11 protein-coding genes are annotated in these 12,641 nt (G+C 29.2%); 3 read left to right on the top strand and 8 right to left on the bottom strand.

Translation table 11 applies throughout. The features are described from left to right. The first annotated feature begins 106 nt into the window (after positions 1 to 106). Positions 107 to 436, top strand: a complete 330-nt coding sequence (locus JK634_RS14850; RefSeq protein WP_202768451.1) for an SdpI family protein — start codon at positions 107 to 109, stop codon at positions 434 to 436. A 63-nt stretch (positions 437 to 499) separates the two neighbouring features. Here the strand turns inward: JK634_RS14850 and lepB are convergent, their stop codons facing one another. Then, positions 500 to 1,063 (bottom strand): signal peptidase I, encoded by a 564-nt coding sequence (lepB, locus tag JK634_RS14845; RefSeq protein WP_338031238.1) that lies wholly within the window; start codon positions 1,061 to 1,063, stop codon positions 500 to 502. A 215-nt stretch (positions 1,064 to 1,278) separates the two neighbouring features. Here lepB and JK634_RS14840 point away from each other — a divergent pair, with 215 nt between their 5' ends. Beyond that, entirely contained in the window at positions 1,279 to 1,944 is a 666-nt protein-coding gene (locus tag JK634_RS14840) for a hypothetical protein (RefSeq protein ID WP_207753651.1), read from the top strand. A 210-nt stretch (positions 1,945 to 2,154) separates the two neighbouring features. Continuing rightward, positions 2,155 to 3,063, top strand: coding sequence for a cation diffusion facilitator family transporter (locus JK634_RS14835; protein WP_202768450.1), 909 nt, complete (start codon positions 2,155 to 2,157; stop codon positions 3,061 to 3,063). Positions 3,064 to 3,084: 21 nt separating this feature from the next. Here the strand turns inward: JK634_RS14835 and JK634_RS14830 are convergent, their stop codons facing one another. From JK634_RS14830 to JK634_RS14800, 7 genes are all read right to left on the bottom strand, one after another. Then, positions 3,085 to 3,774 (bottom strand): ABC transporter ATP-binding protein, encoded by a 690-nt coding sequence (locus JK634_RS14830; RefSeq protein ID WP_202768449.1) that lies wholly within the window; start codon positions 3,772 to 3,774, stop codon positions 3,085 to 3,087. Positions 3,775 to 3,785: 11 nt separating this feature from the next. Beyond that, on the bottom strand, positions 3,786 to 6,269 hold the full coding sequence (locus JK634_RS14825; RefSeq protein ID WP_202768448.1) for an ABC transporter permease: 2,484 nt from the start codon (positions 6,267 to 6,269) through the stop codon (positions 3,786 to 3,788). 217 nt (positions 6,270 to 6,486) lie between these two features. After that, positions 6,487 to 6,945 (bottom strand): 8-oxo-dGTP diphosphatase, encoded by a 459-nt coding sequence (locus tag JK634_RS14820; protein ID WP_202768447.1) that lies wholly within the window; start codon positions 6,943 to 6,945, stop codon positions 6,487 to 6,489. Between the two features lie 109 nt (positions 6,946 to 7,054). Continuing rightward, positions 7,055 to 8,557 (bottom strand): NlpC/P60 family protein, encoded by a 1,503-nt coding sequence (locus JK634_RS14815; protein ID WP_202768446.1) that lies wholly within the window; start codon positions 8,555 to 8,557, stop codon positions 7,055 to 7,057. 285 nt (positions 8,558 to 8,842) lie between these two features. Continuing rightward, a complete protein-coding gene (locus tag JK634_RS14810; protein WP_202768445.1) occupies positions 8,843 to 9,061 on the bottom strand; it encodes a DUF6199 family natural product biosynthesis protein in 219 nt (72 codons plus the stop codon). Positions 9,062 to 9,165: 104 nt separating this feature from the next. Continuing rightward, positions 9,166 to 9,930: a SagB/ThcOx family dehydrogenase gene (locus tag JK634_RS14805; RefSeq protein WP_202768444.1), complete on the bottom strand. Its 765-nt coding sequence runs from the start codon at positions 9,928 to 9,930 to the stop codon at positions 9,166 to 9,168. Between the two features lie 77 nt (positions 9,931 to 10,007). Further along, positions 10,008 to 12,578 carry a 3'-5' exonuclease gene (locus JK634_RS14800; RefSeq protein WP_202768443.1) on the bottom strand — a complete coding sequence of 857 codons (2,571 nt, stop codon included), beginning with the start codon at positions 12,576 to 12,578 and terminating at the stop codon, positions 10,008 to 10,010. Positions 12,579 to 12,641: the final 63 nt, after the last annotated feature.

Raw genomic sequence — 12,641 nt, 5'->3', positions numbered from 1 at the left:
AACTTTGTTAAACGTTCCTAATTAAATAAGCTTTCCTCCCTCATTTATGGTATAATTTAACATATAGGTAATTCTATTTCTAACAAATAATCTGGAGGCGTATATATTGTTATATGTAGTATCAATAATATTTATAATAGTTGGATTAATTTTCAAGGCATTTCCTCCCCAAAAAATCAATAGTGTTTATGGCCATAGAACTAATTTTTCTATGAAAAATCAAGATACCTGGGATGAAGCCCAGCGTTATTCAGCAATTAGCCTTATTACTTTTGGCTTTACCCTTTTAATAATTGCTTTTATTTTAAACGCATTAATTAAGAACACAAGTGAAATTTTTCAAGGTACTATTCTTTTAATTGGTGCATTAATTATGCTTTTCTTTGATGAAATGCATTTAAGAAAAGTTTTTAATAACGATGGTACTAGAAAATAAAAAAGAACACTTTAACAAAATGAGAAACTATCTTAAAATAATATTCTAAGATAGCTTCAACTTCTAGTATTTAGGAATTCCTTTAAAAGGATACATTCTAAACATTACTTTTCCAACAACAGCTTCTTTATAGTCAACCAATCCGACACTGGGATCTCTACTATCTAAACTATTGTTTCTATTGTCACCCATAACAAATATCTTTCCCTCCGGTACATCGATATCCATATCCATGTTATTTGTCATAGGTTCTTTTATATATTTTTCATCTAATATTTTACCATTAACGTATATCTGATTATCTTTAATTTGTATCTTATCTCCAGGTGTACCTATTACTCTCTTTACAATATATTCTGCATCATTAATATTCGCTCTTATAACCACAATATCTTTATAGTTTGGTGAATGTGATTTATACGCAATCTTATTTAATAAAAGCATATCGTTATTATGCAAGTTACTATTCATGGAATCTCCAACTACTTGAGCAGGCTTAACAAAAATTGAAATTATAAAAGATAGTATTATGGCTGCTATTATAACTTTTATGTATTCTTTTACAGTATCAGCTACAGAACTTTTTTCTTTCTCAACTTTTGAGTCTATACTGTCATTATTTATCACTTAATACACTCCCCAATACTTATTATAGAAATATTTTTATCTAATATTATTAATTTATTAATTAAGTTTAATTTTACCAGTATATACCTAGAAAAGAAAGTATGAGAAATGAATTTTATTGACTATTGGCAGTATACTCACTTTGCTATTTATTATTTTCATAATCTGTATTATTTTATCCTCTACTCTGTTATACTTGTTTTCTAAGTTCAATTATGAAAGAGGTGTTTTATATAAATACAAATAACAATAACATAGGAAATAAATATGAAATCAAAGGTGACATAGCACTAATTACAGTATTAAAAAAGAATGGTACGGAGCTCATTGCTAAAATAGATGCTAAGGATATTGAAAAAGTTATAAATATAGGTACTTGGTTTGCTGAATGGCATAAAGATTTTAATAGTTACTTAGTACAAAACATAAGTTCAACTAAACTTAATAAGAAATCTAAACCGTTAAAACAAAGTCTTCAAAGTGTTATCTTAGATATTAATCCTAAAGCTCCAATCAGACATATTAATGGTGATACTTTAGATAATAGAAGATCTAACCTAGAAATAGTTGAAAGAAATTCTAAAAATGATTATGAAATTATAGATGAAGACACAGTTGCTATAATTTTAGAAGATAAAAATGGTAGGGTTTCTTCAAAAGCTTTAATATCTAAAAAAGATTTAAAAAATGTTATAACTGATGAATATAGCTGGGTGGAATATAAAACTCATGGTGATATTATTGTTATCGCTAACACTCCTAACGGAAGAATACATTTAGATAAATTACTTATGAATCCCGGTGATGGTGAAACAGTTTACCATATAAATCTTAATCCTTTAGATAATAGAAGAAATAACCTGAAAAATATTCAAATATAATATTCAAATTTCCCAAAGCGTATTTATCTCTAAATACGCTTTTTTATTTCCCTATTTATGAAACTAATGTAGCTTTATAAAATCAGCTTTCATTATCAATTGATAATATGTTTCGTAGCTGATTTTTATTGACTTTACATGATTATAGCCTTATCATATTACTTATATATTGTTATCAAGTGATAATACAATTTATGGGAGGACATATATATGAATAGAAAGACAAAGGTTGCTAGACTATCAATTCTTTCTAACTCCATTCTAATATTTTTGAAATTAATAGTGGGTATTTTTTCAGGTTCTGTAAGTATAATATCTGAGGCAATTCATTCAACGATGGATTTAGCAGCTTCTATAATTGCCTTCTTCTCAGTTAGACTATCAAGTCGACCTGCAGATAAAAATCACCCTTATGGCCATGGAAAATTCGAAAATATTTCTGGAGTAATAGAAGCTTTACTTATTTTTGCTGCCTCAATGTGGATAATAATAGAATCTGTTAATAAAATTACTCATCCTGGGGGCGAAGTTAAATCCTTTGCCGTAGGCTTTATAGTTATGTTTATTTCTGCAGGTGTAAACTTCATTGTTTCTAAAAAATTATATAAAATAGCTAAAGAAGAAGATTCAGTTGCTTTAGAAGCAGATGCATTACACCTAAGAACTGATGTTTACACTGCATTAGGGGTTGGATTTGGACTATTATTAATATGGATAACTCATTTAAATTTCTTAGATCCTGTAGTTGCTATTATAGTTGCTTTGTTTATTTTAAAAGAAGCATTTGAGCTTTTAAAAAATGCTTTTAGTCCATTATTAGATGCCAGATTATCAGATGATGAAATTATGATCATTGAAGATACTATAGATAATTATAAGTCTGTATACTGTAACTTTCACAATCTTAGAACTAGAAAATCAGGGAGTACCAAATATATTGATTTACACTTAGTAGTTCCTGAGAATATGTCTGTAAAAAATGCCCACAATATATGTGATAATATAGAGGTTGATTTAGAGAATAAATTAAGGAATACTGAAGTAATGATTCATCTAGAATCGTGTAATAATCAATGTGGTAATTATGAAATATGTGAAAAAACAAACCGCCCTATCTAATGATATGGCGGTTTGTTTTTATTATGATGCTACTTCTTCTTTTATTTGAATTTCACCATCTTTTAATTTAAGTATTGATGTACCATAAAGAGCAGCCTCTTCTGAGTGAGTAACTTGAATTATTGTTTTTCCTAGGTCCTGATTTATATTTTGGAAAAGCTTCATTATCTCTGTTCCGGTTTTAGAATCTAAGTTTCCAATAGGTTCATCTGCCAAAATTATATCTGGTTCAAACACTAGTGCTCTTGCAATAGCAACTCTTTGCTGCTGTCCTCCTGATAATTCTCTTGGAGTAACTTTTCTTTTATGAGTCATCTCTATTCTATCTAATATATCTTTAAGCTTCTTTTCATAATCTTTTATTTTACCTCCATCTAAGATTATTGGAAGTAAAATATTATCTTCTACAGACAAGTTAGGTACTAAATTATAAAATTGAAATACAAAACCTAACTCTCTTCTCTTCATAATACTTTTTTGCTTTTCACTTAATTTACTTAAATCTTTTCCATTCACATTTACTATTCCACTAGTAGGTTTATCTAATCCTCCAAGTAAATATAACAATGTTGATTTTCCACAGCCAGAAGGCCCCATTATAGATAAAAATTCGCCTTTACTAACTGAGAAATCCAATTTCTTTAATACACTTATTTCTTCTTTACCTACTTTAAAATTTTTATTTAAATTAATTACCTCTATTGCATTCATGATTTTTCCTCCTATTCGTACTTTAATTCTTCAATTATTGAGAGCTTTTTACTCTTAAATAGAACTGGTATCGTAGCCACTAATACAAGTAGTAATGATACCCCAAAAGCAATTGGTACAAAGGATATATTAAAGTAAACTTCCATATCAAATCCTATTAACTTAGTAATTTTTGTAGTTATGGAAATAGCCAAATATGAGAATGGAATTACTATAATTATTGACCATACTACCGTAAGTATAGATTCAATCAATAGCATTTTAGCCCTCTGGAATTTGCTCATTCCTACTGAACTTAATACCGCTAAGTCCTTCTTTCTTTGAATAAAACTTATCCCTATATTATTAAGTACTCCAAATGCTCCAATTACTACTGCCATAAAGGAGAAAATACTCAATATATCCATAAGTTGTTTATTTGCTTCTATATTTTTATCCCTTGTTTCTTCAAAAGTTAATACATTTCCACCTAGTTGTTTAATGCTCTTATTAATATCTTCTTTTACTTTCGCTGGATCTTTTGATGTATTTACGAATAGCTCTACAGGAGCCCCTGTTATATATTCTTTAGGCAATCCATTAAAGTTGATAAGTATAAATACTCCGTTATAATAAAGTTTACCATCTATTACACCTACAACTTTATATTCTTTTGTATCATTTCTAAGCTGCATTTTAAAGGTATCTCCTGCTTTTAACTTTGATTTTTCTGCAACCTTCTCTGATAGTATTACTCCATTTAATGCTCCATTTTTAAATTCATTATATATATCAGCATATTCCTTTTTATCCCAGGCTACATATTTATCATAATCAAGATACTTATCAGGCTCCATTCCTATAACCGTAAAATTATTATCATCTATTTTACCATTGGCATAACATTGCTGTTGTATTGAATCTCCTTTAACTCCTGATTGCTTTTTAAGAATATTTTCAATTTCCTCTTTTGTATTTCCAATGCCATCCTCAGGTACACTTATTTCTAAGTCATACTTTGTTTTTTCATAAGCTTCACTAACAACATTTTTTATACTCACACTCAAAGAATTTATAATTACTATTGATATTATTGCTATTATAAGCAAATTAACATTCCCAAGTAATACTTTTGATGTTCTCATATTGTTTAGTGATAATGCATTTATACTAAAAACATCTTTTACTCTTTTAAATATATTCCTTGATATGAAATCAATAATTTTAGGGAAAATAAGCATAACTGCTGCTGTTGCGAAAATTATTAATATCGGACTTATATTAAGTACCCATTTAGATTTTATAGAATTGATAGCTATAACAGCTGCTAATAATATGCATCCTATAATAAATTTACCTATACCTATTTGTTCAGAATTATTAGAAGTATTTAGTATTACTTCTTTAACTTGAAGTTTATTTGTTTTTATAATAGGAATTATTGCTGATAATATTGATAGAATCAATGAAAACGCTAGTCCAGCTGCTAAATACATTGGATTTATATTTGGTTTTTCTACAATTCCATAATCCTTTAGTGGGGATATAAAATAATTAATTGCATATAGTATTCCTACCCCTAAAGCATCTCCTATAATTCCTCCAATAACTCCGTAACATATGCTTTCTAAATATAGTATTCTTCTTATTACTCCCCTAGTCGCTCCTTGACTTAGGAATGTCCCTATCACAGGCATCCTCTCAGTTACTGTTAATTTAAACGAACTATATATAATAATCGAGCTCATAAACACAACAATTGCCAGCATCATGTAGAGCATGCTGTTTAATTGAGATGATTGACTTTTTATAGCCTCTTCATCATAAAGCTCTTTTGCTACAAATTTGCTATTTGCATCGTTAAACTTTTCTACTGTATCTTTAATGGTAGCTTCCGTTTTACTTGCAAATACACTATTATATTTTCCTGGTTGATTAAGCTTATCTGATAGATATTTATAAGGAACTATAACTTCAAAGTTATCCTTTGTATCCATATAAAAAGCTCCTTCATTCGAAGAAATAGCTGCTACTTCAAGTTTAACCTTCTCTCCTTTTAAAACTATATTTAATTTATCTCCAAGCTTTAAATTAAACTTATCACTAACTCTTTTTGAAATAATACATTTTTCATTTTTAAAATTCTTTAAATCTTTTCCCTCTATTAAAGAATCTATATTAATGTATTCATTTTCTATTCCTGTTAATTTAATTGATTGCATCTCATCTGTATCATATATTGCATTATAATTCATCTCTGGAACTAAATCTTTAATTCCCTCTTTATTAATTCCATCTAAGTTAAATGCAATATCTCCATTTTTAGATGATATATAAACTTCTTTATTTTCTAGTTGTTCAAGTTGAGGTTTCGCTATACTGTCAATTGCTGAATCTACTGCTCCCATACTTCCTACAAACAGTCCTGTACTAAGCAAGATAGCTATTAAGAGAAGAAAAAATCTAGCTTTTTTCTCAAACATGCTTTTTAGTACATACTTTAAGAATATTCTCATTAAAAATCCTCCTTTTATCTTATAAACCTAATACTACCATATTTTCCTATGCTTTAATCACACTTAAGTTTTATATTATAAAAACTTAAGAATTCGTTAAGTTTTAGGGGACGGTTAACAACTTTTTGCAAAAATGCTTGTCCTAAACTAGCCATAGTCTTTCAATAGCTAAGCCCTCTTTGAACAAGCATTTTAATAAATAAATGTTAACCGTCCCCTATTTTAATTTTAACTTTCCTGAGCTTTGTTCATTCCAGATTCCAAAGCCTTCAGAGTATTTATTTTCAAAAAACATCGGCAATCTTTCTCCAAATCCTTCTGCAAGATTTAATTTATATAATTCATCTTTATCTACCCAAAATATTTTCCCCTCGGAAGTTTGATCTAATAATTTTCCGCTAAATACCTCTGTTTTATAATTAAAGACAAAATATCTTTCACCAGTTTCACTATTGTATAAGTTTATTATTCCACAAGGCTCCAAATTCGAAATAGTTAGGCCTGTCTCCTCTTTTATTTCTCTTATAGTAGATTCTACTATACTCTCCCCCACCTCGATATGTCCTCCTGGAAATGAAATTCCTTTCCAAGATTTTATTCTCTCTTGAACTAATACCTTGTTATTCTCTTTATCATAAATCATACACATATTTGTTAATTCCACGCTATCACTCATTATGCTCACCTCAATACTACTATTTAATATATATTGATTATATCATTCTATAAAAAAGAGTGATGCACTATTTAATATTGCATCACTCCATAAACTTACTTTATTATTCTTAATTCATTATTCTTCTAGCTGAGTAATAATGATAAATAGCTGTTATCCTAACTACATCTCCAGTTCTTGGTGCATGAATCATTTGTCCATTTCCTACATATATCCCAACATGTCCACCATTTTCAGTGAAAATTAAATCTCCTGGTTTTAATTCTGATTGAGATACTGGGGTTCCCTGATTGATTTGATCAAAGGTTGTTCTATTTAATTGTATGCCCATTTGAGAATATACATATTGAACAAATCCTGAGCAATCAAAACCAGCTGTAGTTGTCCCCCCATAAACATACGGAATTCCTATATACTTTTTAGACTCAGATATTAATTTACTTTCTTTAGATTGGACTACTTCTGCAGTGCCGTCATATATAACCCCTAACTTGGATGTATTTCCATCAAACTTCCCAGCAAATACCCTACCTACAGTTCTATCTGCATCATAGCTTTTTGATTCCCATACATTCGAACAAGTAAAGGAATCTCCTGTTGGATTCCAGACAAACATTCTTGATGCATTGTTTGAATAATCGTAAAATGCACCAATCTTATCTTTAGTAGTTGAATTATCATTTGTTGATACCACTTTATCTGTAATTAGATCTGCATCAAATGTTGTTGATTCCCACCCCTTTGATGCATCAAAGGTTCCTTTTGAATTTTGGGCAAGTACCCACATTTTAGTAGTTCTATTATCATAATCATAAAACATAGCTATCTCATCTTTTGAATCACCACTATAATCACCAGATACTATTCTACCTTTGACTTTTTGTGCATCAAAGGTGGTTGATTCCCACGACTTGCTAGCTTTAAATGATTTATCTGGATTTTCATCTAAAATCCATACACCAGTAGTTCTATTACCATAATCATAAACTATTCCTATTTCATCTTTTCCTTCTTCATCATAGTTTCCTGACACCATTCCAACAATTTTTGAAGCATCAAATACACCTGATTCCCACTTTTTACTACAATTATAAGATGTATCACTTGTTGCATTCCAAATAAATAACCCTACTTTATTATTTCCATAATCGTATAATGCTGCTATTTCATCCTTACCATCACCATCAAAATCACCTGCTACAACTCTACCATCTATTAATCTTGCATCGAAGTCATTTGATTTCCATACGCTAGTCCACTTAAATTCATCTCCAGATGAATTTGGATTCCATACATGAAGTCCTGTGTCACCATTTCCATAATCATAAAATGCTGCTACTTCATCATGTCCATCACCATCAAAATCACCTGTTACAATTTTATTATTTGTTTTAGTTGGTTGATATGTATTTATAGTGCCACTCCAGCTTGTACTTTTTGAAGTCCCATTTTCCATATTCCAAGTATCAAGTTTAACACTATTATCTCCAGGACTACTATAAGCTTTCACTTCCTTTGGGTTTGCTAACAATGTGCCAAGTGCTACCATTCCGCATACTACTAGAGACATGTACGGCTTGTACGTCTTTTTAAAAAACCTTTTTTTAGCCATTTTTATGCCCTCCTGTATTAAGATCATATTAACAAGAATTAATATATGATTTCTTTAAAAGTCTTACGGGTTACCCCTGCTTAATATACAACTTTCGTAATCGTTATCTTATTATAACAGTACTTTACCTATCTACTGTTACGCCCGATACCGTATATTATACTTGACATATTTCTATGTTACAACCGTAATACACTATGAGATTGTAGGGTATTATGGCTTAAAATATAAAAGAACGTTTTGTTTACCATATATGGAATCAAAACGTTCAGGTTTTTGCTTTTCTCACTCTTTAACTAATGCTACTATCAATAAAATTATTATTACAATTAAAGCTATTGCTGCCATAAATCTATTATATTTAATGACTTCATCACTTGGTTCAAGGTTATCATTTTTAAACTGCCACTTCTTACCCCATAACGAGCTTTCTCTTGGATAAATTACCATATAAACAAGCAACACTATAACAGGTATAAAAAGCATTATTGTAATAAACTTCAAAGCCTCTCCCCCTAACAAAGTATATTAAATACAATTACAAATTAAGAACATCACCAAACCCAGTATTTGTAAAATAAGAAGGGTGAGCCCTAATCTACTATAAATTATTCTTCTTTCTTTTTCCCCACAGCAGCAAGATATATTACAAATTCTTCATCCCCATCTAGCCCTAAAAGACCATCTATCATAGTTTGATCGTAAATACCAATAGCACAAGCTCCTGCATCAATTGATTCACTTGCTAAATATAGGTTTTGACATACGTGTCCAATATCTATTAGTATTTTTTTATGTGCTGTAATATCAAACTTCCATTCAGAACGGTATGGAGTTGTACTCCATGCAAATATTACTGCTGCCTTTTTTGCAAAGTTAGGTACAAATGGCTGATCTAGCGTAATCTCATCAATTTTATCATCTATACCTTCAATTTCAAACATAAATAGAAGTTTATGCTCAGCTGGAAGATATCTATACACACCTTTTTGTATTCCTTCTACATTCGTAATGAATAAATATGTTTCAAATGAATGTGTTGCTCCACTACATGGAACTGTTCTTAGTGTTAGCCCTGCCTTATTTATACCAGTAATTCCTTGAGTTGCCCATAATAAATATGACAATTCCTCAATGCTTATTGATTCTTTTGAATAGAATCTTGTACTTCTTCTGCTATTTATACACTCGTAGATATTTTCTTTTCTTAGAATCTCACTACCTACCTTTGGAAGATTAATAAGCTCTGAACATGAATCATATGCTTTGCCTTCATCAGGTTTTGGCATACCCTTCATTTTATCTGTTTTTATGTTTTTAAATTCAGTAAAATTTGATTTCAAAAAGCTTCTCTGTTTTTCGTATCTCCCCATTACTTATCCTCCTTAATTCGTTTAATTAATATAATAAACATATTGACTAAAAACATCTGTAACCTATGTTACTATAATTAATCTACAAACTGAGGAGAGACCAAATTTATAAAACTTCTCTTATCTCTATCCATTATGCTAGTGGTTATATAAAGTCTCTTTTTAGCTCTAGTTATTGCTACATAAAAAGTTCTTTTTTCTTCATCTATATTGTTATTTTTTATTGCCATATAAGACGGAAAAGTATTATCTTGAACTCCTGCTATAAATACCGTTTCATACTCTAATCCTTTTGCCTGATGTACTGTTATTATTGGTATTCTTGCTTTCTTTGTTCTATTAACAATCAACCCTTCTAGTTCTCCATTTGAAAGAGAAGTAAGTTTTATGATATCAATTAAAGAATCTCTATTACTCTTTTCTTTATCATCTAATTCTCTTAATAGTACATAGAAGTCTTTCATTCTCTCTATTTTCTCTTTACCAGCATCCCCTGAGTATAAAGTTTTTAAATTAAAGTCATTTACGATTTTACCTACTATATCATAAGGCCTTATATATTCAGCATCACTAAACAATTTATTTATCTTCTGTGAGATATTTGAAAATGACTTTATATGTTTATTGATTAATGAAACCCTGTCTAAAGATGTAGGAATTATATCAGTTTCTATTGCTCTTACTAAAAGGTCTTTTGTTGCTAGAATATCATCCATTGCATCATGACTTGGTATATGCTTAGTTTTAAATATTTTGCTTAAAGTTTCTAGTTTGTGATTTATAGTATTAGGATAAAATCTCCTATAAATATCTAATGTATCGTAAAAGGTCTTAAATCCTGGTTTACCAAGTGAAAGTCTCGTAAGTTCACTAGTTAATATATTTATATCATACTGAACATTATGGCCTACAATGACAGTCCCTTCCGAAAACTTAATAAATTCCTTTAAAACTTCGCCTCTGTCCCCACCATTTTCTCTTAAAAATTCATCACTAAAGCCATGTACATGCTCTGAATCTTTAACTGATTTATTATTTTTAAAGAATCTTTCAAATACATCTATTACTTCCCCTGATTTATCTATCTTAATCGCTGCTATTTGTATTATTTCATCCTCAGTTACATCTACTCCTGTGCTTTCTACATCAAAAACAACTATATTGTCATTATTAAACTCTTCTATAAGCAATGAATACTTTTCTCCAAATTTTAGTACATCCTCATCTACAAAATCTGTTAGGGATATCCCTACTTTCTTATATTCCTCTGATTCTATAATTTCAAAGGTTTTATCTCCAACACCAGTAGGAAGTCTTTTTAATATTCTTTTCAAGCTAACTGAATCATATCTATTTCCCACAAGCTTTAGAAAAGCTATTATATCTTTTATTTCTTGTCTTCTAAAGAACTTAAATTGGTCTACCAATATAAATTCAAAATTCAAAGCTTCATATTGTGTTAAAGTCCTTAAATACTGACTTAAATTTATGTTATACCGATTATCTCTTGTAAGTATACAAGCCTTACTTATATCAATATTTCTTCTTTCTAATTCTTTTACTTCGTTTAATATGAATTTTGCTTCTTCCCTAATATTTGAATTAGGTTTTATTATTATCTTTTCTCCCTCTTCTTGAGATTTTGCCTTAATACCTTCCTTATATAAATCTTTCATCTCAATTGGAAATGCATTTTGCAAAAATTTTAGAGATGCTTCTGTGAGATTTTTACTTGCTCTATAGTTCACTGAAAATACTATTTCTAAAGGATCATATTTTTCTCTAAAACTTTTAAATATCTTGCTTGGCTCCGAGCCTCTCCATTTATAAATAGTCTGAAATACATCTCCGCAAATTAAAACATTATTTCCTTCAAATAACTTTTCAATAATTGAGTACTCTAACAGACTTGTATCTTGAACTTCATCTATATTTATATATTTATATTTATTTCTAAGCGCCTCTACGACTTCATTATTATTAAATAACTCCTTTGTCTTTGCTATCAAATCAATAAAATCAAGTCCATGATTATTATAAAGTAAAGAATTATATGAATTAACTAGAATATGGCCTTTCTCTATTAAAAAATCCATTAACTTACTGTTAAATTCTCCTCTTTCAGTACATATCTCCTCTAATTTTTCTTTATTTTCATTTATTAAATAGACTACTGCCTCTTTATAATCTTTTTGAAGATCATCACTAAAGATTTCTCTATTAACCCTCACTAATTTAACTATCTCAATAAATCTCTGCAACTGATATATAGAAAAATCAAAATAGTTACAACTCTTAATTATATCCTTACAATCATCCTCATCAAAGATAATAAAATCAGAAAATATATCAGTTTTCTTTTTAACTTCCATTTTTAAAATGTCAAAACAAAAGCTATGAAAGGTTTTTACTGTAATATTTTTAGCCTCTGTCCCCACTATTTTTTCAATTCTTTCCTTCATTTCCTTAGAGGCCTTGTTGGTAAATGTAATACATAATATATCTGATGCTTTAGCTTTTCCTTTTGATATTATATCTGCTATTCTTTTTGATAAAGCATCTGTTTTTCCTGTCCCTGCTGACGCAAGTAAAATTATGTTTCTTTCTTGTTCATTTATAAGTAAATTTTGCTCGTAATTTAAATCCATAGTATTTCACCACCTATACATAACATATATAAATAATACCAATAATACTGATTAAAGTAAAAA

The sequence above is a fragment of the Clostridium paridis genome (assembly GCF_016765615.1).
Classification (GTDB): Bacteria; Bacillota; Clostridia; order Clostridiales; family Clostridiaceae; genus Clostridium_T; species Clostridium_T paridis.
Note: the sequence above shows the minus strand (reverse complement) of the source record. Positions and strands in the feature narration are given on the sequence as shown.